This window comes from Peteryoungia algae (assembly GCF_030369675.1).
Lineage (GTDB): Bacteria > Pseudomonadota > Alphaproteobacteria > Rhizobiales > Rhizobiaceae > Allorhizobium > Allorhizobium algae.
This window is the reverse complement of sequence record NZ_CP128477.1, coordinates 3,161,140-3,183,112: the sequence shown is the minus strand read 5'-3', so window position 1 is coordinate 3,183,112 and position 21,973 is coordinate 3,161,140. Positions and strand designations below refer to the sequence as shown.

20 protein-coding genes and 1 pseudogene are annotated in these 21,973 nt (G+C 58.2%); 12 read left to right on the top strand and 9 right to left on the bottom strand.

Annotated elements, in window-relative coordinates:
* Window positions 1-21: 21 nt before the first annotated feature.
* Both QTL56_RS15110 and secB read left to right on the top strand, forming a co-directional pair.
* Window positions 22-603, top strand: a complete 582-nt coding sequence (locus QTL56_RS15110) for an FxsA family protein (protein WP_370660296.1) — start codon at window positions 22-24, stop codon at window positions 601-603.
* An 89-nt stretch (window positions 604-692) separates the two neighbouring features.
* Entirely contained in the window at window positions 693-1,175 is a 483-nt protein-coding gene (gene secB, locus QTL56_RS15105; RefSeq protein ID WP_245137233.1) for a protein-export chaperone SecB, read from the top strand.
* Window positions 1,176-1,226: 51 nt separating this feature from the next.
* On the opposite strand, the gene dnaQ is transcribed toward secB, so the two are convergent.
* Genes dnaQ through QTL56_RS15080 form a run of 5 tightly spaced genes read right to left on the bottom strand, consistent with a single transcriptional unit; the run spans window position 1,227 to window position 4,828 of the window.
* Window positions 1,227-1,928, bottom strand: coding sequence for a DNA polymerase III subunit epsilon (gene dnaQ, locus QTL56_RS15100; protein WP_245137234.1), 702 nt, complete (start codon window positions 1,926-1,928; stop codon window positions 1,227-1,229).
* Complete coding sequence (gene coaE / locus QTL56_RS15095) at window positions 1,921-2,526, bottom strand: dephospho-CoA kinase (protein WP_245137235.1); 606 nt, start codon at window positions 2,524-2,526, stop codon at window positions 1,921-1,923. Before coaE ends, dnaQ begins: the two co-directional genes overlap by 8 nt.
* Window positions 2,523-3,383: a shikimate dehydrogenase gene (locus tag QTL56_RS15090; protein ID WP_245137236.1), complete on the bottom strand. Its 861-nt coding sequence runs from the start codon at window positions 3,381-3,383 to the stop codon at window positions 2,523-2,525. The genes coaE and QTL56_RS15090 overlap by 4 nt, the downstream gene beginning before the upstream one ends.
* Window positions 3,376-3,975, bottom strand: coding sequence for a Maf family protein (locus QTL56_RS15085; RefSeq protein ID WP_245137237.1), 600 nt, complete (start codon window positions 3,973-3,975; stop codon window positions 3,376-3,378). Before QTL56_RS15085 ends, QTL56_RS15090 begins: the two co-directional genes overlap by 8 nt.
* A 31-nt stretch (window positions 3,976-4,006) precedes the next feature.
* A complete protein-coding gene (locus QTL56_RS15080; RefSeq protein WP_229575325.1) occupies window positions 4,007-4,828 on the bottom strand; it encodes a pyruvate, water dikinase regulatory protein in 822 nt (273 codons plus the stop codon).
* A gap of 404 nt (window positions 4,829-5,232) precedes the next feature.
* Between QTL56_RS15080 and hemE the strand changes: the two genes are divergently transcribed.
* The 8 genes from hemE to QTL56_RS15040 all read left to right on the top strand — a co-directional run bounded on the left by hemE (window position 5,233) and on the right by QTL56_RS15040 (window position 13,892).
* Entirely contained in the window at window positions 5,233-6,264 is a 1,032-nt protein-coding gene (gene hemE, locus QTL56_RS15075; RefSeq protein ID WP_245137238.1) for a uroporphyrinogen decarboxylase, read from the top strand.
* Window positions 6,265-6,268: 4 nt separating this feature from the next.
* Entirely contained in the window at window positions 6,269-6,805 is a 537-nt protein-coding gene (hemJ, locus tag QTL56_RS15070) for a protoporphyrinogen oxidase HemJ (RefSeq protein ID WP_245137239.1), read from the top strand.
* A 194-nt stretch (window positions 6,806-6,999) separates the two neighbouring features.
* Window positions 7,000-8,265, top strand: coding sequence for a transcription termination factor Rho (gene rho / locus QTL56_RS15065; RefSeq protein ID WP_229575322.1), 1,266 nt, complete (start codon window positions 7,000-7,002; stop codon window positions 8,263-8,265).
* A 52-nt stretch (window positions 8,266-8,317) separates the two neighbouring features.
* Window positions 8,318-9,646, top strand: coding sequence for a tRNA uridine-5-carboxymethylaminomethyl(34) synthesis GTPase MnmE (mnmE, locus tag QTL56_RS15060; protein ID WP_245137240.1), 1,329 nt, complete (start codon window positions 8,318-8,320; stop codon window positions 9,644-9,646).
* Between the two features lie 26 nt (window positions 9,647-9,672).
* Complete coding sequence (mnmG, locus tag QTL56_RS15055) at window positions 9,673-11,544, top strand: tRNA uridine-5-carboxymethylaminomethyl(34) synthesis enzyme MnmG (RefSeq protein WP_245137241.1); 1,872 nt, start codon at window positions 9,673-9,675, stop codon at window positions 11,542-11,544.
* Entirely contained in the window at window positions 11,545-12,177 is a 633-nt protein-coding gene (gene rsmG, locus QTL56_RS15050) for a 16S rRNA (guanine(527)-N(7))-methyltransferase RsmG (RefSeq protein ID WP_245137242.1), read from the top strand. It abuts the gene before it with no gap.
* A gap of 15 nt (window positions 12,178-12,192) precedes the next feature.
* Window positions 12,193-12,987, top strand: a complete 795-nt coding sequence (locus tag QTL56_RS15045) for a ParA family protein (protein WP_229575318.1) — start codon at window positions 12,193-12,195, stop codon at window positions 12,985-12,987.
* 23 nt (window positions 12,988-13,010) lie between these two features.
* On the top strand, window positions 13,011-13,892 hold the full coding sequence (locus QTL56_RS15040; RefSeq protein WP_229575317.1) for a ParB/RepB/Spo0J family partition protein: 882 nt from the start codon (window positions 13,011-13,013) through the stop codon (window positions 13,890-13,892).
* Here QTL56_RS15040 and holA read toward each other — a convergent pair whose 3' ends face one another.
* Genes holA through leuS form a run of 3 tightly spaced genes read right to left on the bottom strand, consistent with a single transcriptional unit; the run spans window position 13,893 to window position 18,074 of the window.
* Window positions 13,893-14,939 (bottom strand): DNA polymerase III subunit delta, encoded by a 1,047-nt coding sequence (holA, locus tag QTL56_RS15035; RefSeq protein ID WP_245137243.1) that lies wholly within the window; start codon window positions 14,937-14,939, stop codon window positions 13,893-13,895.
* Between the two features lie 8 nt (window positions 14,940-14,947).
* Complete coding sequence (locus tag QTL56_RS15030) at window positions 14,948-15,463, bottom strand: hypothetical protein (RefSeq protein WP_245137244.1); 516 nt, start codon at window positions 15,461-15,463, stop codon at window positions 14,948-14,950.
* Entirely contained in the window at window positions 15,453-18,074 is a 2,622-nt protein-coding gene (gene leuS, locus QTL56_RS15025) for a leucine--tRNA ligase (protein WP_245137245.1), read from the bottom strand. The genes QTL56_RS15030 and leuS overlap by 11 nt, the downstream gene beginning before the upstream one ends.
* A 193-nt stretch (window positions 18,075-18,267) precedes the next feature.
* Here leuS and QTL56_RS15020 point away from each other — a divergent pair, with 193 nt between their 5' ends.
* Both QTL56_RS15020 and QTL56_RS15015 read left to right on the top strand, forming a co-directional pair.
* Window positions 18,268-18,927: a YggS family pyridoxal phosphate-dependent enzyme gene (locus tag QTL56_RS15020; protein ID WP_229575313.1), complete on the top strand. Its 660-nt coding sequence runs from the start codon at window positions 18,268-18,270 to the stop codon at window positions 18,925-18,927.
* 110 nt (window positions 18,928-19,037) lie between these two features.
* Window positions 19,038-21,052, top strand: a pseudogene (locus tag QTL56_RS15015) (AMP-binding protein).
* A 69-nt stretch (window positions 21,053-21,121) separates the two neighbouring features.
* Here QTL56_RS15015 and QTL56_RS15010 read toward each other — a convergent pair.
* Complete coding sequence (locus QTL56_RS15010) at window positions 21,122-21,823, bottom strand: DUF1013 domain-containing protein (protein ID WP_229575311.1); 702 nt, start codon at window positions 21,821-21,823, stop codon at window positions 21,122-21,124.
* Between the last annotated feature and the right edge of the window lie 150 nt (window positions 21,824-21,973).

Below are 21,973 nucleotides of genomic sequence, written 5' to 3'. Positions count from 1 at the left end.
CTGCAGCGCCGCATCATTCAAATGGCGAGACGCATTCTTTGCAGCGAGTGTGCGCCGACTCTTGCGATATCCGGATCACAATGGCGTTTGGAGTCGTCTATGCGCCTACCTCTGGTGCTCTTTCTCATCGCACCGCTTGTCGAAATCGCCAGTTTCATCATCGTCGGTCAGGCAATCGGTATTCTTCCAACGCTCGGGCTGATCGTGTTGTCGGGCGTTGCGGGCGTGGTGCTCTTGCGCTTGCAAGGCGCAGGCATTCTTCGTCGGCTGCAGAGCGAGGCTCAGAAGGGTGTCGATCCAGGGCGTGAATTGGTTCATGCGGCTCTGCTGGCCGTTGCAGCCTTTCTGCTTATTGTGCCCGGCTTTTTCGGGGACATCATCGGCATCCTCCTCTTCATCCCCATCGTCAGGGACATCGCGTGGAAACTGATCAAGCCGCGGATCGTGGTGAGCAGCACATTTGCAAGCGGAGGCTTTCGCACGGCACGGCCAGCGGACGATACTGTCGTTGATCTGGAGGACGACGAGTTTCAGCGAGAGCCGGGCCCCAACTCGCAGAACCCCGAATCCCCGTGGCGCGGTCCCCGCATCGGCCGTGACTGACGCAGCGCGACCCTTGCCGGCCTCAGGGTTGTAAGGCGAAGGTTCAAATGTTAGATGGCCTTAGCATTTCATCTCGAAGGACAAGCCCTATGGCCGACAACAATCAGGGAACGACTTCTCCGTCCCTCAACATTCTCGCCCAGTACATCAAGGATTTCTCGTTTGAAAACCCAGGTGCACCGCGGTCGCTCCAGGCGCGCGACAAGGCACCGGCCATCAACATCAACATCAATGTAAACGTCAACGCCAACCCGCTCTCGGACAACGACTTCGATGTCGTGCTGACCTTGAATGCGGAAGCCAAGGATGGTGACAAGGTCGTCTTCGTCACCGAGCTGGTCTATGGCGGCGTTTTCCGGATCGCTGGATTTCCGCAGGAGCACATGTTGCCGGTTCTCTTCATCGAGTGCCCGCGTTTGCTCTTCCCGTTCGCCCGTCAGATCATTGCCGATGCTACCCGCAATGGCGGCTTCCCGCCGCTGATGATCGACCCGATCGACTTTGCCCAGATGTTTGCTCAGCGCGTTTCGGAAGAACAGTCCCGCACAAAGAGCCAGGTATCGCCGAACTGAGTTTCAGCCACCCAATCATCGATATCAAAAGGGCCCGAAACGGGCCCTTTTTCATGCGCTGTATTTGGACCAGATGGCCTTGTCCTTCAGTCGGGCTACGAGTTTGGAATGGCTTTCAACCTCTGCCGCGGAGAGACGCGGCGACAAGGGCCTCGGTCGGCTGTAGCTAATTTCGGCGAGGTCGGAGATTTCCACCGACTGGTTCCGCCGGGTATCGACCGAGGTCAAGCCCAGGGCAGCCTGGCGACCGCCGAGCATCTCGATATAGACTTCCGCCAGAAGTTCGGAGTCGAGCAAGGCGCCGTGTTTCGTCCGGTGTGAATTGTCGATGCCATAGCGCCGGCACAGGGCATCCAGAGAATTCGGACCCATCGGATGTTTGCGGCGCGCGAGCGCGAGTGTGTCGATCACCAGGTCCGACGGCACCGGCGGGATGGAAAGTCGATCGAATTCGGCGTTGATGAAGCCCATGTCGAACATCGCATTGTGGGCGATCCACTTGGCGCCTTCGAAGAATTCCTGGAGATCTGCGACGATGTTCGCAAAAACCGGTTTGTCCTTCAGGAACTCATCCGTGATGCCATGTACCGCCAAGGCGTCCGGGTGAACCTTGCGGTCACCAGGGTTGATGTAGACATGGAATGTGCGACCTGTCGGAAAGTGGTTGAGCAATTCGATGCCGCCGATTTCGATGACGCGGTCAGCCTTGTTGTCGAGGCCCGTGGTTTCCGTATCGAAGATGACTTCACGCATGGTTGGTCGGGCCCGCCTGTTTGCTCAATTCGTCGAGGATGGATTTCACCTGCGCGCGCGCGCTGTCAATCCCATGCCCAGTGTTGATCACATAGTCTGCACGGGCGCGTTTCTCCGCATCGGGCATCTGACGCGAGAGGATGGTCTCGAATTTGTCCGGCGTCATGCCGGGTCTCGAAAGAACCCGCTGGCGCTGGATCTCGGCCGCGCAGCTGACCACCACGATCTTGTCCATTCGCGCTTCACCTCCGGTTTCGAACAGGAGGGGAATATCCAGGACGACAATGGGCGTCTCCAGCTCACGCTGGAGATCGAGGAATGCTTGCTCGCGAGCGCGCACCAGGGGATGAACTATGCTCTCGAGAATTTTGAAGTTAGCCGGATTCTTCGCCAGATTCCGCGAAAGCAACTGCCTATCCACGATGCCGTCGATGACAGCGTCGGGGAAGACTTCGGAGATCGGTTTCACCGCTTTGTGCCGGTAAAGTTCATGGACGACCTTATCCGCATCATTGACCGGGACGCCTTCGTCGGCGAAGAGACCCGCCGTTGTCGATTTGCCCATGCCGATTGATCCGGTCAGTCCGATGACGATCATGCAGGTGCCTCGATGTCTGCGAGAACGAGGTTCCGCAATTCTTCGGTGACCTCGGGCATTCGGCCGAACCATTTCTCAAAGCCCGGGGCCGCCTGATGGAGCAACATCCCCAGACCATCAACGGTGTTCAATCCCGCCTCCTCCGCCTGTCGCAGAAAGGGTGTCTTCAACGGGACGTAGACAATATCAGTCACGAGCGCATCACTCTTCATCTGTTCAAATGGGAGCAACGGGGCTTCGCTCCCATCCATACCAAGTGAACTCGTATTCACGAAGAGGCCAGCGCCATCGATCAGCGACGCCAAGGAATCCATCCCGTGAGCTTCGATCGGTGCACCGAAGCGATGCGCGAGTTCGCGGGCGCGTTCCAGGGTGCGGTTGACGACATGGATCTCTGCGATTCCCCGATCGCGCAGGGCCTGAAGAACGGCACGGCTTGCGCCCCCTGCACCGAGAACCACCGCCCTCTGGGCGCGGTCCCAGCCAGGCTGGCGCGCGTCGAGATTGGCGAGGAAGCCAATACCATCGGTGTTCATCGCATGAAGGCGGCCTTCTTCACGCCAGAGGGTGTTTGCGGCGCCGAGTTCTTCTGCAAGGGGATCAGCCCGGTCAGCAAGAAGGCAAGCGGCTTCCTTGTGCGGGATCGTGACGTTTCCCCCATGATAGGGAGAGGCACTCGTCTTCAGCGTGGCAATGAAGTCGGGAAAGTCGCTCGGGGTGACTGCGATCTTCTCGTAGGACCCCGCGATGCCATATGTGGCAAGCCAGTGACCATGGATCAACGGAGAGCGGGAATGCTTGATCGGGTAGCCGGCGACAAAAGCGCGGGGGCCAATTGTTTCACGTGAATCACGCATGGTTAATTCCATGTTGCCGCAGGGCAGCCAGGAGCGGCAGGAGTGGCAGGCCCAGAATGGTGAAGTAGTCGCCGGCGATGGCATCAAACAAATGAACGCCCTCCCCCTCCAGCTGGTAGCAGCCGACGCTGGATAAAATGGCTGGGCCGTTCCTCTCCAGATAGCCGGCCAAAAACGCGTCCGAGAAATCGCGCACCTGCATGCAAGCGCGCGACACATCGCTCCAGAGCACTCTGCCATCCTGAATCAGGCAGACTGCGCTGTTGAGAAAATGGGCTTGTCCACGCAGGCTTCTGAGCGTCTCGCCCGCTTCGTCGATGGATGTCGCCTTGTGGAAGATCCGGGCGCCTAGTGACATTGTCTGGTCGCAACCGATGACCATGGCGCCGGGGTTCAGCCGTGACACTGCCGTCGCCTTGGCGATCGCGAGATGTCTGGCGATCGTCACCGGGTCTCGGTTCGCCACCGGCATGCGTTCTTCGATTGCCCGCTCATCAACCGATGCCGGAACTGCAACAAACTCGAGACCGGCATTTTTCAAGAGCGTCTGGCGCGCCTTGCTGCCGGACGCGAGAATCAAGGGTAATCCCATTGTGGAAACCTTCGTTGGCTAGTTCTCCCGCTTAGCGCGGCTTGGGGCGAAGGGCAACGATTGCGGCGGCCGTCTCTTCTATCGAGCGGCGCGTCACGTCAATCACCGGCCAATTGTTGCGCGCGCAAAGCGATCGCGCATATTTGAGCTCCTCAGTGATCGAGGCACGATCGACATACTCGCTCCGGTCATAACCCGGAGTGGCGCCGAGTATCCGGTTTTCGCGGACCTGAGAAATTCGGTCTGATGTAGCAATCAGACCGACGATCAGGGGCCGCTCGGCCGCAAGCAGCGAGTCTGGCAATGGCACACCGGGTACAATCGGCAAGTTTGCCGTCTTGATACCTCTGTTCGCCAGATAGATGCTGGTCGGTGTCTTCGACGTACGGCTGATGCCGATAATAACCACGTCGGCCTCGTCATAGTTTTCCGTCGCCTGGCCATCATCATGATCCATGGTGAAGTTCAGAGCTTCGATGCGTGCGAAATACTCCGCATTCAGGACGTGCTGTGCACCCATTCGGCCCCGGGACGGTGCGCCCAGATAAGCCTGAAACTTCTCGATGATGGGTGCGAGAACGTTCACGCAAGGCAAACCGAGTTCGTGGCAACCGGTCTCGATCAGAGCTGCAAGGTCGTGGTCGACAATCGTATAGAGGACGATGCCGGGTTCGCGATCGATGGCCTCGATCAGCGCCTTGATCTGCTTCTTGCTCCGGATCAGCGGATAGACGTGCTCGATTGCATTTGAGCCGCGGAATTGCGCGGCGGCCGCTCGGCCGGCCGAGATCAGAGTCTCCCCGGTTGAGTCAGATATCAGGTGGAGATGGAAGAAGTTTTTCCGGTTCTCCACGATGTTCTCCATGCCCTGTTGATAGTCTGGGATAAACAGAGGTAGCGGCGGCAGGTCGCCGGGGGCAAGAGGAAAAGTGCCGATTTATCCACAATTCGACCTTCGGGGGCATCGCTTTTCCGCGGGCTGTGAATTGTGGTGATGACTGTCGTTAACGACGAAGCCATCGACTCCTGATCCCCAATTAACGGGCTGGCGACCCGGAGCCGAAATCATTGAAACCACCGGTTAATTTCGACTTATCCCCATTATCCCCGGCTACCGCCCGCATCTCTGTATCGAGAACGGCAATTTCTCCCGAAGGAGGAACAAGCTGTGATCGAGGATTAATCCTTGATAGTCAGAGACTCTTAGAAATAGAAGAAGATTCAATATCTCTTTTCTTTATTGAAAGGGCTTGAGCTTTGAGCACGCCGAACCGTAAAGTCCTGGACGTTCTGAATGGGAAGACCGTCACTCCGCCTCCGATCTGGCTCATGAGACAGGCGGGCCGGTACCTTCCCGAGTATCGGGAAACGCGGCGGAAGGCTGGGAGCTTCCTCGATCTCTGCTATTCGCCGGAGTTTGCGACGGAGGTGACACTTCAACCCATTCGTCGCTATGGCTTCGATGCGGCCATCCTGTTCTCCGACATTCTGGTTATTCCCGATGCCTTGAAGCGCAATGTCACGTTCACGGAAGGTCATGGTCCGCAGATGGACCCGATCGATGTGGACGGAATTCTTCGCTTGTCTGCGGAGGCTGTCCTGGATCACCTGAAGCCCGTCATGGAAACGGTGTCGCGGCTTCGTTCCGAGCTTCCCGAAGAGACGACCCTGCTTGGTTTCTGTGGTGCGCCCTGGACAGTGGCAACCTACATGATCGCGGGACATGGGACGCCCGATCAGGCTCCTGCCCGTCTTTTCGCCTACCGCCATCCTGAAGCGTTCAAACGCCTGCTTGACCTGCTTGCGGATATCTCTGCCGATTATCTCGTCGCGCAAATTGATGCCGGCGCCGACGCTGTGCAGATTTTCGATTCCTGGGCGGGCGTCCTCGGAGAGACCGAATTTGACGCTTTCGCCGTGAAGCCGGTCCGACGCATCATCGAGTCGGTCCGAGCACGCAGGCCTCAGGCCAAGATCATCGCCTTTGCGAAGGGAGCTGGGATCCTGCTGAAGCGCTACCGTCAGGCTACCGGTGCGGATGCGATCGGGCTGGACTGGTCGGTTCCGTTGAGCTTTGCCGCGGAGCTTCAGAAGGATGGGCCAGTCCAGGGCAATCTCGATCCAATGCGTGTGGTTGCCGGTGGCGCCGCGCTGCGGGACGGGATCGATGCCATCCTTCAGGTCCTCGGCCAGGGGCCACTGATTTTCAATCTCGGCCATGGGATCACTCCGCAGGCTGATCCTGCCCATGTGACCGATCTGGTGCGCCAGGTGCGCAATTTCCGGTGAAATGATGGAAAAGCAGATTGATGCAAATCCTGGCGCGCGGGCTGCACGAAAGGCTGCCGCTGCCCTCGCCTTCTTCGTGATTGTCGGAGGCGCGATCATGATTGCCGGCCCAGACCAGGCCTATCCCTGGATCAAGGCCCTGCACATTATCGCAATCATTTCCTGGATGGCAGGCATGCTCTACCTGCCGCGGTTGTTCATCTACCACAGCGATTGTGACCCCTCGTCGTCTCAAGCCCAGACCTTCGCCGTGATGGAAGCTCGGTTGATGAAGGTGATCATGAACCCTGCGATGATCGTATCCTGGGTCCTCGGGCTTTATCTCGCCTGGCAGGTCTTCGAGTTTCAGGGTGGCTGGCTTCATGCCAAGATTGCTGCCGTGATCGCGCTGTCTGGGGTACACGGCTATTTTGCCAAGGCGGTCAGGTCATTCGCTCGCGGTGACTACATTCGCACGCCGCGTTTCTGGCGGATGATGAACGAGGCACCGACCCTGCTGATGATCGTCATCGTCGTACTCGCGGTGGTGAAACCCTTCTGAGCCTTTCAGGTTCGCGCGCTTTATTTTGCCCATTGCCGGCTTTTCGCTTGCGATCGAATCGGTGAGTCGCTATTTTCGCGCCACCTCCTCTATTGGCTTGCGTATTATTCAGTCATTTGCGGCCTACGCGATCGTACCGAATTCCACCAGCTCGCCGTTCCCCTTGAAAATCTATCTGACGTGGTCCTCTCTTCATGGCTGAAATGAAGCTACAAGAACTTAAAAGCAAATCGCCGACCGATCTGCTGACTTTTGCCGAGTCGGTTGAAGTCGAAAACGCGAGCACGATGCGAAAGCAGGAGCTCATGTTTGCTATCCTCAAGATGCTGGCGAGCCAGGATGTTGAGATCATCGGCGAAGGCGTCGTGGAAGTTCTTCAGGATGGCTTCGGTTTTCTTCGCTCCGCCAATGCCAACTACCTGCCCGGTCCGGACGATATCTATATTTCGCCTTCCCAGATCCGTCGCTTTTCTCTGAAGACGGGTGACACGGTTGAAGGCCCGATTCGTGGACCGAAGGAAGGGGAACGCTATTTCGCCCTTCTCAAGGTCAACACGATCAATTTCGAAGATCCGGAAAAGATCCGCCACAAAGTTCACTTCGACAATCTGACGCCGCTTTATCCCAATGAGCGCTTCAAGATGGAATTGGACGTTCCGACGTCCAAGGACCTGTCAGCCCGCGTCATCGATCTGGTTGCGCCGCTGGGCAAGGGACAGCGTGGCCTGATCGTTGCGCCGCCGCGCACCGGTAAGACCGTTCTCCTGCAGAACATTGCCCATTCGATCACCGCCAATCATCCGGAATGCTACCTGATTGTTCTGCTGATCGATGAACGTCCGGAAGAAGTCACGGACATGCAGCGTTCGGTGAAAGGCGAGGTCGTATCGTCGACCTTCGATGAACCGGCTGTACGGCATGTGCAAGTGGCGGAAATGGTCATTGAGAAAGCCAAGCGCCTCGTCGAGCACGGGCGTGACGTCGTCATCCTGCTGGACTCGATCACGCGCCTCGGTCGCGCCTACAACACGGTTGTGCCGTCTTCGGGCAAGGTCCTTACCGGTGGTGTCGACGCCAATGCGCTTCAGCGGCCGAAGCGTTTCTTCGGTGCCGCGCGTAACATCGAAGAAGGCGGATCTCTGACGATCATCGCCACGGCGCTGATCGATACCGGTAGCCGCATGGACGAAGTCATCTTCGAAGAGTTCAAGGGTACCGGCAACTCGGAAATCGTGCTCGACCGCAAGGTGGCAGACAAGCGTATCTTCCCGTCCATGGACATTCTCAAGTCTGGTACGCGTAAGGAAGACCTGCTTGTGCCCCGCCAGGATCTGCAGAAGATCTTTGTCTTGCGCCGTATCCTCGCCCCAATGGGGACGACCGACGCCATCGAATTCCTCATCGACAAGCTCAAGCAGACGAAGAACAATGGCGACTTCTTCGATTCCATGAACACCTGAGCTATCGACGGATCGCCTCTTCCGTATTCGGTGGCGGCTGCGGGGTGATCGGATGAGCACTCGTACTGAAACCATCTTCGCTCTGGCGTCCGGAGCACTCCCAGCCGGCGTTGCTGTCATCAGGATCAGCGGGCCGGCTTCGCTGTCCATGGTGCAGGCCCTTGTGGGCGAGCTGCCCGTCCCGAGGCATGCAGCCTTGCGCACGGTATGTCAGCCTGATGGGCAATTCCTCGACCGCGCACTTGTACTGATCTTCCCCGGTCCAAATTCCTTCACGGGTGAGGACTGCGCCGAGCTCCATCTGCACGGGGGTAAGGCTGTCGTTCACGCTGTTCTCAAATCATTAGCCGGATTCGACAACGCCAGACTTGCGGAGGCCGGGGAATTTTCTCGGCGTGCCTTCGAGAACGGCAAGATGGATCTCGTCGAGGTGGAGGGATTGGCTGATCTGCTCGCTGCCGAGACGGAAATGCAGCGAAGGCTGGCGAGCGAACAGGCCGGTGGCAACCTATCGGCGATGTACGACACATGGCGCGAGAAGCTGATCTTTGCCCGCTCCATGCTTGAAGCCGAGCTCGACTTCAGCGACGAGGGTGACATCCCTGGTTCCGTGTCTGATCGTGTCTGGCAGGATGTTGCTGTTCTCAAGGAACAGATTGACCAGGCAGTCGCCAACCTGCGAGCCGGCGAGATCATCAGGGATGGCTTCAAGGTTGCTCTGGCGGGGCCCCCGAATGCGGGTAAGTCGAGCCTCTTAAATGCGCTCGCGCAAAGAGATGTGGCGATCGTTACGCCAGTCGCCGGAACAACCCGTGACATCATACGGTGTGAACTCGACATTGATGGTTACAAGGTCGAGCTTTTCGACACTGCAGGGCTTCGTGACACGGAAGACCCGGTTGAGCAGGAAGGCATCAGACGGGCGCATCGCACGATCCATCAGGCCGATCTGGTTCTTCAGCTGGTCGATCTTTCAAACGCCAGCGCCGAGGCTGAAACCCTTGTTCCAGGGGCGGTCGGGATCGGGACGAAAATAGACCTGGTGGATCTCCGACATGACACCGGCTCAATGCGATGCGCGTTCGGGGTCTCCTCTCTCACTGGCGAAGGGTTAGAGGCTCTTCGCCGGTTTCTCGTGGATGAGGTCAGGCGCAGCACGAATTTGGGAAGTCTTGCAATTCCGAGCCGTTTAAGGCATGCAGAGCGCCTGAAGGCAGCGTCTTATTTCTTGAACGACGCTTTAAATGAGCGTCTGAAGCCGTTGGAGCTTCGCGCAGAAGATTTGCGGTTGGCATCCACCGAGCTTGCGCGGGTGACCGGTCGAATCGATACCGAAACGCTTCTGGGTAAAATCTTCTCGGAATTCTGCGTCGGCAAGTGATTCACGTGAAACAGGTTTATCAGAGCATGTCTGACAATACATACGATGTGATCGTGGTTGGTGGCGGTCATGCTGGCACAGAGGCTGCCGCCGCTGCTGCACGCATGGGCGCAAAGACAGCGCTGGTGACCCATCGAGCTGATACGATAGGGGTAATGTCCTGCAATCCTGCGATTGGAGGACTTGGAAAGGGCCATCTCGTTCGGGAAATCGATGCACTCGACGGCATCATGGGCCGCGCGGCTGATCTGGGCGGAATTCAGTTCCGCATGCTGAACCGGAAAAAAGGCCCGGCCGTCTGGGGCCCTCGCACGCAGGCTGACCGAAAGCTTTACAGACAGGCGGTGCAAAGACTCCTGTCCGAATATGAGAATGTTCACGTCCTCGAAGCTGGCGTTACCGGACTCGTTCGTGACTCCTCCGAAATAAAAGGAGTTATCCTTGATGATGGACGGTCACTTCGTTCCGCCGCAGTTGTCCTGACGACGGGTACGTTTCTGAATGGCCTGATTCATATCGGAGACCGAAAAATTCCTGCAGGCCGCGCGGGCGAGCCCCCTGCTCTCGGTTTGAGCGCCGATCTAACCGCTCTTGGTCTGAAACTGGGACGCTTGAAGACGGGTACTCCGGCGAGGCTGGACCGCAAGACGATCAACTGGGGCATCCTGGAGATGCAGGAGGCGGATGCCGACCCTATTCCCTTTTCCTTCCTGACGGATTCAATCTCGACTCCGCAGATTGCCTGTGGGATCACGCGAACGACGCCGGATACCCATCGTATCATTCGGGAAAACATGCATCGGTCTGCGATGTATTCGGGACAGATCGAGGGGGTCGGTCCGCGGTATTGCCCTTCCATCGAGGACAAGATCAACCGGTTTGGCGATCGCGATGGTCATCAGATTTTTCTGGAGCCAGAAGGCCTTGACGACGATACCGTCTATCCGAACGGGATCTCGACCTCTCTGCCTGAAGACGTGCAATGCGCGTTCATTCGATCCATTCCCGGACTCGAATCCGTCGAAATTCTTCAGCCCGGCTATGCAATTGAATATGACTTCGTCGATCCGCAGCAGCTTGACCTTTCGCTCGCGGTCAAAGGCGCGCAGGGTCTCTTTCTCGCGGGGCAGATCAATGGAACAACCGGATATGAAGAGGCTGGTGCACAGGGTTTGCTCGCCGGTTTGAATGCTGCCCGTCTTGCCGCCGGCAATAATGCGACCTCTTTTAGTCGTACTGATTCCTATATTGGTGTGATGATCGACGATCTGACGTCGCGTGGGGTTGCGGAACCCTATCGGATGTTCACCTCTCGTGCCGAATACCGTCTCTCGCTGAGAGCGGACAATGCCGATATGCGTCTTACGCCGCTCGGGATCGAGCTGGGCTGTGTGCGTTCCGAGAGACGACAGAAATTCAGAGATTACGAAACTGCGCGCCTGGAGCTCTATGCCAAACTCGAGACGCTTGTTGCTTCCCCAGCAGAGATGACCACAGCAGGCGTTCCAGTCAACCAGGACGGTCGGCGCAGGTCCGCGCGAGAGGTCTTGTCTTATCCGGATCGCTCCTGGGACGACATTGTTCGGATCTGGCCGGATCTTGCACGCACGGATCGTAAGGTCGCGGATCTGGTAGCGATTGATTGTCTTTATCACGTCTACCTGGAGCGGCAAAATGCGGATGTTCTCAGTGTGCGGGCGGAAGAAGACAGACCAATTCCCGGGGATTTTGACTATATGGCGCTGTCGGGTCTATCCAACGAGCTCAAGTCCAAGTTGGCAGCGCAGCGGCCATTGAATGTCGCGCAGGCTTCACGGATCGAAGGCATGACTCCGGCCGCCGTTGCGCTGTTGCTTGTGCACCTCCGCAAGGTTCCTCCAATTGGCTTGGCTTCGTGAATGCAGAACTTCCCCGGCGCTGAATATAACCTCATTGTTTCACGTGAAACGCAGGAGCGGCTCGAACGCTTTGCAAAACTCTTCCTCAAATGGTCGAAAAGCATCAACCTGATCGCACCGTCGACGATCGAGCAGCTGTGGACGCGGCACATTGTCGACTCGTTGCAACTCCGTAACGTTATCGAGATTTCCGGACGCTGGATCGACCTCGGCAGTGGCGGTGGCTTTCCGGGAATCGTCACGGCAATCCTTCTGGCGGAAGAACAAGAGGGATGGATCGATCTGGTCGAAAGCAACCAGAAGAAATGCAGTTTCTTGCGCATGGCGCTTGCCGAAACCGGTGGCAGAGGTGCGGTTCATCCTGTCAGGATCGAAAACGCCGCGAAAACACTTCCAGCCCCAGACTTCATCTCCGCGCGTGCACTGGCTGAACTTGGTCAGCTCTTCGAATACGTCCAGCCATGGACGACAAGAAAGCCCGACATCAAGCTGATCTTCCACAAAGGACGGGATTATCGATCCGAAGTCGATAAAGCGCGTGGTGGCTGGGACTTCGATCTGGTAGAACACCAGAGCGTGGTCGAGACGGACTCCGTAATCTTGGAAATTGCCTCGCTCACGCGCAGGGTTTAACGCTTCGGGTGCCAAATGAGTCTCGAAAAAAACCGCATCATCACCATCGCCAACCAAAAGGGTGGTGTGGGCAAGACGACAACAGCCATTAATCTGGCGACCGCTCTCGCAGCAATTGGCGAGCGCGTTCTCATTGTCGATCTGGATCCCCAGGGCAATGCAAGCACTGGTCTCGGAATAGACCGGCGTGCGCGCCGTCTTTCGTCCTATGATGTTCTGATCGGAACCCATACCGTATCCGAGGCTGTGCTCGAAACAGCCGTGCCGAACCTTTCCATCGTGCCTTCGACCATGGATCTCCTCGGTTTCGAGATGGAGATCTCGCAGCAGCCGGACCGGGTGTTCCGGCTCAAGAAGGCACTCAATCTGGATGACGCGCGTAGCTACAGCTATGTGCTCTTGGATTGCCCGCCTTCCTTCAATTTGCTGACCATGAACGCCATGGCCGCCGCCCATTCCGTGCTTGTGCCGCTTCAATGCGAGTTTTTTGCCCTCGAAGGGCTCAGCCAGTTGCTCGATACGATCAACCAGGTGCGTCAGACGGTCAATCCGACTCTCGACATCCAGGGTATCGTTCTGACCATGTTCGATTCCCGCAACAATCTGGCACAGCAAGTCGTCAGCGATGTTCGCGAACATCTGGGTGAGAAGGTCTATACGACACTGATCCCTCGCAATGTTCGAGTCTCTGAAGCGCCTTCATATGGTAAGCCGGCTATTCTTTATGACCTCAAATGCGCCGGCAGCCAGGCCTACCTGCAGCTTGCTTCGGAAGTCATTCAGCGTGAGCGGCAGCGCAAGGCAGCCTAAAATTCGTATAAGGGTGTATGAGTATGAGCGAAGACGTATCGAAAAGGCGCCTCGGCCGTGGACTTGCGGCGCTGATCGGGGAAATGGATCAGCCTGTTCCGGTCGGTGAGCCCCGTTCGACGGTCAATCCCGATCGTACGATCCCCATTGAATTCGTTGCCCGCAGTCCAAAAAACCCCCGTCGATATTTCGATGAAGCAGAATTGCAGGATCTTGCTGGTTCGATTCGGCAGCATGGCATAGTTCAGCCCGTCGTCGTGCGTACCATCAGCATGGATCGCTATGAGATCATTGCAGGCGAGCGGCGCTGGCGCGCTGCGCAGTTGGCCGGTCTCGTGGAGATCCCGGTTATTGTTCGTGATGTCGATGACCGGACCGCACTTGAGCTGGCTATCGTCGAAAACGTCCAGCGCGCCGATCTCAACCCACTGGAAGAAGCATTGGGTTACGAGCAGCTGATCGCCGAGCACGGCTATACCCAGAACGATCTCGGTGAGATCATCGGCAAGAGCAGAAGCCACGTCGCCAACAGTCTGCGCTTGCTGAAGCTGCCTGATCCGGTGCGTGACATGCTGGCGGATGGCAGCCTGTCTGCAGGGCATGCGAGAGCCCTGGTTTCGACGCCTGACCCGGTAACCCTGGCCAAGACGATCGCCCAAAAGGGCCTTTCCGTTCGCGATGCGGAGAAGCTGGCACAAAACCATATCAAGGCACAGCATGATCCGGCGCCCGCCGAAAATCGGGAGCCGAAGGATTCGGATACGATTGCGTTGGAGCGGAGCCTCTCCGACCGGCTCGGGCTTTCCGTCTCAATCAGCCATAAGGGCGGCGGCGGACAGCTGAAGATCAATTACAAGACACTCGATCAGCTGGAAGAGATTTGCCGGCTCTTGGAAGCGCGCTGATCAGGTCCGTCTATTGCGCCGCGCCGATTGCAGGGTTGTGGCGAGCAGTGTCTGGATCGCGACGTCGTCCTCGAGAGATGCGTTCTGCCGGCTTTGGAGGATTGCCGAATTCAAACGAGCAGTCTCGCGCGCAAGGTCAGAACTGTTCCAGTTCCGTAACGCTTTCTCGACAACCGGCTTGCGCTTGAAATGAATGCCGCGCCCGAGGGTTTGCATGACCTGAGGGGCTTGCTGTTGCCGCTCCTCCATCTCAAGGCGCATCAATTCCAGGCTTTGCAATTGCTTCATCGTACCTTGCAGGACGAGAAAAACCGCAGTCTTTGATGCGATGACCTTCTGTACGGCGTGCAGGAAGCCATCCGGATCGCCAGCAAGAACGGCATCCACGACTTCGTCTATCGAGACTGCGCTGGCATCCCCGACAATGTCGAGGACGTGTGCTTCGTCGATCAGCTCATCCTTCATGCAGTACAGGATCAGCTTCTGAACTTCGTTGCGAGACGCAATGCGATCGCCGCCAATCGAGTCGAGCAGCAATTGTCTTGCGGCGGGTGTGATCCGCATGTTTGACGCTGCCAGCTCTGTGTCGATCAAGCCGTTGAGTGCCCTGGCGTCATCCTGGTAGCAGGCGATGCAGGCAATGCTGCGCTCACTCTCGGCGACCTTGCGAAGGGCCGAGCCCTTCTTGAGATCACCGGCCTCGACGAGCACATAACTACCCTCGGGAGGCTGCGAAGCTATATGCCCCAGACCGTCGACCAGCTGCTTTTCGTTCGCCGCCCCACGGATCCAGATGAGCTTTTCCCCTCCGAAGAGGCCGAAGGCATTGACTTCGTCGAGCAAGCGACCTGGATCGGACTGAATATCGGACGCATCGAGCTTGATCAGTGCAAACCCGTCTGCAAAATCCACACCCGTGGACTTCGCTATCTGCGCTCCGCGCTCTGCAACGAGACCGCGATCAGGACCATAGATGACGAAAATTCGGTAATGCCGGACCGATTTCTGGAAAAATCCATCGAACTCGTGAGACTTGATTTCACTCATGGCCGCAGTCAGCGACTGAGCGCCATGGCAAGATCGGCATAGATGAGTTCCGCAAGTTCCCGCGCAGCACGAGTTTCCGCGTCGCGTGCGGACCGCAACTTTGCGAATTCTTGTCTCGGGTAATCGAAAAGTGCAACAGCTGTTCGCCTGCCGGTTTTCAGCACTGTGTCGTCTGAAATCCGCTTGAGCGTGTAGGTGCCGACAATGGCGGCACGTCCAGCATTGGGTGTATCGGCTCCTTCTTCGAGAAGGACCCCTTCGACACCACCGCTGACCGTCAGATCCAGGCTGTATTCGGGTGTCTTGGATTGATCACCGCCACTGGTGAGGAAGATCAGACGGTTGCGAGTCTCGAGCCCAACGCGGCTGGAGGCCTCGGAATAGGCTATTGCCGCCAGAGCGCCTCGCGCTTCACCATTGGCGTCCTGGTAAAGAGGACGCGCCTGGCAGCCTGCGAGAAGCAAGGCCGCACCAATCAGAAGCGAGCGCCGAAGCACTGTGGATGGCTTGAGTTCACAGGACAATATTCACGATCCTTAGCGGGACAACGATGATCTTCTTCGGGGCCTGACCGTTGAGGACGGCCTTGACGGCGTCGAGATCCAACACGGCTTCCTGGACTGCATTCTGGTCTGCGTCGCGCGCGATTGTCAATTCGGCGCGCTTCTTGCCATTGATCTGCACAGGCAAAACAATCTCGTTTTCGGCAACCAGTGCTTCATCAAACTGCGGCCATGCGGCCTGGGCAACCAGCCCCTGATTTCCAAGGACGGACCAGGCTTCCTCGGCGAGATGTGGGGTCATCGGCGCTATGAGCTGGATCAGGATCTCCGCGGCGTTGCGGACGGCCGCAACATAGCTTGCATCACCCTGCCCTGCCGCGACATTCGTCAGCGGCGCAGCCAATGAATTCACGAGCTCGTAGATACGTGCGATCGCCTTGTTGAAGGCCAATTTGTCCAGATCACCCTGAACGGCCTTGAGCGTCTTGTGCGCGATCTGAGAGACCGGGAGCCCGTCCCCGTCCTTAGCCGGATTCGGAGCAACTGAGTTGAGACGTTCCGCTGCTTCTGAAATCAGTCGCCAGACACGCTGGACGAAGCGGTGTGCGCCCTCGACGCCCGACTCCGACCAGATCACGTCGCGGTCCGGGGGGGAGTCCGAGAGAACGAAGAAGCGTGCGGTGTCTGCACCATAGGAATCGATGATGTCATCTGGATCGACAACATTCTTCTTCGACTTCGACATCTTCTCGATCGAGCCGATTTTCGCTTCCTGGTCACTGCTCAGCAGGTAAGCGCGACGCGTTCCGTCGGTTTCGTCGATCCGCAGATCCGCCGGCGCCACCCATTCGCGCTGAAGTCCTTCGCCAATGCTGTAGGTCTCGTGAACCACCATGCCCTGGGTGAAGAGACCCTTGAAAGGCTCCTTCAGTCCGACATGCCCCGTTTCCTGCATGGCTCGCGTGAAGAAACGGGAATAGAGCAGGTGAAGGATCGCGTGCTCGATGCCGCCGATGTACTGATCGACTGGCAGCCAATGGCTGGCGACCGCCGGATCCGTCGGATTGTCTTCCCACGGGGCGGTGAAGCGGGCGAAGTACCAGCTGGAATCGACGAAAGTGTCCATCGTGTCCGTCTCACGACGGGCATCCTTGCCGCAGCACGGGCAGGCGACATGCCGCCAGCTGGCATGGCGATCGAGCGGATTGCCAGGCTTGTCGAAGCTGACGTCGTCCGGCAGCTTGACCGGCAGATCCTTCTTCGGGACCGGTACGACGCCACAATCGTCGCAATGGATGACGGGGATTGGGCAACCCCAGTAGCGCTGACGGGAGATGCCCCAGTCGCGCAGACGGAAGTTGACCTTGCGTTCGCCTTGCGGGGCGCCGTTCAGCTGCTGCGACGACAGTCGGTTAGCAACCTCTTCGAAGGCTTCGGTGGTCGAAAGCCCATCCAGGAAGCGCGAGTTGATCATCACCCCGTCGTCGGTGAAGGCAGTGTCCCCAATCTCAAAGCTTGCGGCATCACCATCCCCAGGCATGACAACCGCCACGACCGGCAAATCATATTTGCGGGCGAAGTCCAGGTCGCGCTGGTCTCCGGAAGGGCAGCCGAAGATGGCTCCCGTTCCGTATTCCATCAGGACGAAGTTGGCGACATAGACCGGCAACTCCCAGCTCGGGTCGAGCGGATGTTTCACGCGGATGCCGGTATCGATGCCCTTTTTCTCGGCGGTCTCAAGCGCTGCCAGAGACGTGCCGGCGTTGCGGCATTCCTGGCAGAAAGCGTCGATCGCTTCGTTGCGCGCAGCCACTTCCTTCGCCATGGGATGATCCGCTGCGATCGCCAGGAAGGAGGCGCCAAACAGCGTGTCTGGACGGGTTGTGTAGACGGTGACTTCGCTGGCTTCACTGCCGGATGCGACTTCCCAGCGCACCGCCATGCCTTCAGAACGGCCAATCCAGTTCTTCTGCATCAACCGGACCTTTTCCGGCCACTGATCGAGATCTTCGAGTGCGTCGAGCAGATCCTGGCTGAAGTCGGTGATCTTGAAGAACCACTGCGTCAGCTCGCGCTGTTCAACGAGTGCGCCGGAGCGCCAACCGCGACCGTCGATGACCTGCTCGTTGGCGAGCACGGTCATATCCTCGGGGTCCCAGTTGACCTTGGAATTCTTGCGATAAACGAGGCCCTTTTCCAGGAAATCCAGGAAGAGGTGTTGCTGGCGATGGTAGTAATCGACGTCGCAGGTGGCGAATTCGCGCGACCAGTCGAGCGACAGACCCATCGATTTCAGCTGACCACGCATGGTGGCAATGTTTTCATAGGTCCAGGCCTTGGGATGAACCTTGTTCTTCATGGCCGCATTTTCAGCGGGCATGCCGAAGGCGTCCCAGCCCATCGGATGAAGCACGTTGTAGCCGCGGGCACGCTTATAGCGTGCCACGACATCGCCCATCGCATAGTTGCGGACGTGACCCATGTGGATGCGCCCGGAGGGATAGGGGAACATCTCGAGGACGTAGTATTTCTCGCGCGGATCGGCATTGTCGGTCTCGAAGACCTTGTCTTCGGCCCATTTCGCCTGCCAACGGGGCTCGGCGTCGCGCGGATTGTAACGTTCGGTAGCCATGGATCGCATTTCCGGGAATAAGCATCAAAAAGAGAGGGCCGACCTTCATCATGAAACCGGCCAAGCGTCAAGTTTTTGAGGCATCCGCGCGGCCTTTCCGGGCGAGTGCTTGCCATAGCCGGAGCGAGCGATTACCCCCTTGTAGAAAGGTCTGGTGACGCCAGATATCGGTCAGGTAATGACGAGGGTAGGCATGACGGTTGAAGAGCGGCTTCAGGATGTTCGGAGCAAGATTGCAAAAGCGGCGGCGGAAGCCGGTCGTGAGCCGGATTCCATCTCTCTTGTTGCGGTATCGAAGACCTTTGATGCGGAGCACATCCGCCCAACCATCGATGCCGGGCAGCGGGTTTTCGGAGAGAACCGGGTGCAGGAGGCACAGGGCAAGTGGCCTGGGTTGAGAGCGCAAGCCCCGGACATCGAGCTTCACCTCATCGGTCCCCTGCAGTCCAACAAGGCGGCAGAAGCGGTGGCGCTGTTCGACGTCATCGAAACGGTTGACCGGGAAAAAATTGCGCGCGCATTGGCTGAGGAAGTCAGGCGGCAGGGTCGTGAGATCCGCTTCTACATTCAGGTCAACACAGGCCTTGAGCCTCAGAAGGCGGGCATCGCGCCTGACGATGTGGCTTCTTTCGTCGCGCTTTGCAGGGATGAGCTATCGATGCGGATCGAGGGCATGATGTGTATCCCGCCGGCCGACGAAAATCCCGGACCGCACTTTGCTCTGCTCGCCAAGCTCGCGGATGAGAACAGCCTGTCGAAGCTTTCCATGGGGATGTCGGGTGATTTCGAGACCGCCATCGGCTTCGGCGCAACGAGCGTCCGCGTGGGGTCGGCGATTTTTGGCGTGCGCTAGTTCGCCTTAGACCTTCGGCATAGCGCTTTGGTCTCTCTTCCCTCCCCTCCCCGTCGATCCTAAAATGATCGCAAAGGCGAAAGCCGATGCGTTGTCATGGGAGGATCGACATGCGCGAGAACTATCAGGACATCTATGACTCCTGGGAGGCGAACCCGGAGGGCTTCTGGGGCGCCGCTGCGGAACAGATCCATTGGTACAAGGCGCCCGAGGCCGTCTTCAACCCTTTGGAAGGTAGCTATGGCCGCTGGTTTACGGGTGGCGAGACAAATACCTGCTTCAACTGCATAGACCGACACATCGCGGCGGGCCGGGGTGCAGAGACGGCGGTCATTTACGACAGCCCGATGACCGGTCAGACGGCGCGCTACAGCTATGACCAGATGCTTGTCGAAGTTTCGGCGATCGCCGCTGTGCTGCGCAATCATGGAGTGGTCAAAGGCGATCGGGTGATCATCTACATGCCGATGATCCCGGAGGCCGTTTTCTCGATGCTTGCCTGCGCCCGCATCGGTGCAGTGCATTCCGTCGTCTTTGGCGGGTTTGCAGCGCATGAGCTTGCCACGCGCATCGACGATTCTGGTGCTAAGGTTGTCATCGGCGCGAGCTGCGGCCTCGAACCGGGACGGGTCGTTCCTTACAAACCTCTGCTGGACCAAGCCGTCGACATGGCGAAGGTCAAGCCGGATTACTGCCTCGTGCTGCAACGCGACCAATATCATGCGCCGCTGCGATATGAGCATGGCGACGTGGATCTTGCCCTGGCGATGGAGCAGGAGAAGATCAACGGCGTCACCGTCGACTGTGTGCCGGTTGCGGCAACCGACCCGCTCTATATTCTCTACACCTCCGGCACGACAGGCCAGCCCAAGGGGGTGGTACGCGACAATGGGGGGCATATGGTCGCCCTCAACTGGACGATGGCGAATATATATGGTGTCAAGCCTGGCGAGGTGTTCTGGGCCGCGTCGGATATCGGCTGGGTCGTCGGCCATTCCTATATCGTCTATGGCCCACTGCTGGCGGGCAATGCCACGGTCGTCTTCGAAGGCAAACCTGTGGGCACGCCGGATGCGGGCACATTCTGGCGGGTGGTGAGTGATCACGATGTGAAGGTTCTCTTCACGGCGCCAACAGCCTTTCGTGCGATCCGACGCGACGATCCCGAGGGTGACCATGTTGCCCGCCACGACTTGTCCGGGCTGAGAGCTCTTTTCCTCGCTGGCGAGCGGGCTGATCCCGAAACCTTGAAATGGGCCGAGCGGATCCTCAAGATCCCGGTGGTCGACCACTGGTGGCAGACGGAGACAGGCTGGGCGATTGCGGCCAATCCGGCGGGTCTTGGACTGCTTCCCGTGAAACATGGATCTCCAACGAAGGCCATGCCCGGCTATGCGCTCGACGTGCTTGATGATGCGGGACATCCCGTCGCAGCGGGGACGCTCGGAAACATAGTCGCCAAGCTTCCCCTACCCCCTGGGTGTCTCGTCACATTCTGGAATGCGGATGAGCGCTTCCGGTCGTCGTGCCTCGAAGAATTCCCGGGCTACTACACGGCGGGTCTTGGACTGCTTCGGTGACGGATCTCCAACGGATGCCGGCGTCATTGACGAGGACGGCTATGTCGCCAAGCTTTGTCTGGATGGGATGAGCGCTTCCGGTCGTGGCCCGGACCGACGACATGCCGGCGTCATCAACGGCTGTCTGCGCCGGGCACCGCCTGTCTACCGGGGGCATGGAAGAGGTCTGTGCCATGCATCCGGATGTGGCCGAATGCGCGGTCATCGGGATTGCCGACGAACTCAAGGGCCAGATCCCCTGCGGCTTTCTGGTGCTGAAGAAGAATGTGCATCGCGACCATGCCCTGATCGCGAAGGAAATCGTTCAGCTGGTGCGTGACGAGATCGGTCCCGTGGCGGCCTTCAAGATGGTGCTGATGGTCGATCGCCTGCCGAAGACCCGATCGGGCAAAATCCTGCGGGGTACCATGCAGAAGATTGCGGATGGTTTGCCCTGGAAGATGCCAGCGACGATCGACGACCCTGCAATCCTGGACGAAATCACCGCCGTTCTGCAGGCGCATGGACAGGTCTCTGCGTCGGCCACATCTGCCGCAAGCGCCTGAGCTTAACTTCGGGCAATAAAAAACCCCGGCCGCAATGAGCAGCCGGGGCAAAATACGCGTCGCAATTGATCAGTATTGATCGTCTTCCTCGTCGCTTGGACGATCGGATTTCAGCGACTGGAGCTTGGCAAAGACAGCGTTGGCGTCGATTTCCTTCTCTTCCTCGCGCTCATAGCTGAAACCGGCGTTCTCGGTTTCGCTCGTAGACTGGAGGGTCGCGCCGAGTTCGGCGGCGGTCGGGAGTGGCCGGCCCTTGGATGCCTTTTCCACTTCCAGGTCGAGATCGATCTGGCTGCAAAGGCCAAGGGTTACGGGGTCCATGGGCGCCAGGTTGGCGGAGTTCCAGTGGGTGCGGTCGCGGATCTGCTCGATCGTCGATTTCGTCGTGCCGACGAGGCGAGAAATCTGGGCATCCTTCAGTTCCGGATGATTGCGCACGAGCCAGAGGATGGCATTCGGGCGATCCTGGCGCTTCGAAACCGGCGTGTAACGCGGGCCACGGCGCTTCGAGTCGGGGACACGCACCTTCGGCTCGGAGATCTTGAGCTTGTAGTTCACGTCCTTTTCGGCCCGGGCGATTTCGTCACGCGACAGCTGCCCGGTTGCGATCGGGTCGAGACCCTTGATGCCCTGTGCTGCTTCGCCGTCCGCAATTGCCTTCACCTCAAGCGGGTGCAGCTTGCAGAACTGCGCAATCTGGTCGAATGACAGCGCGGTATTGTCGACGAGCCATACAGCGGTCGCCTTCGGCATGAGCAGTGTCTGGGCCATGGATACAATCCTTCTGAGGGTCCGCGCCGGTTGTCGCGGGCCGTGGGTTTAAACCACTATTTCCGGGAATTCGGCGTCCTTATAGCGATTATGTAACGAAATTGCAATTCGCGAAGTCACGAATGACCTTTGTCTAATTGCTGGCCGTTT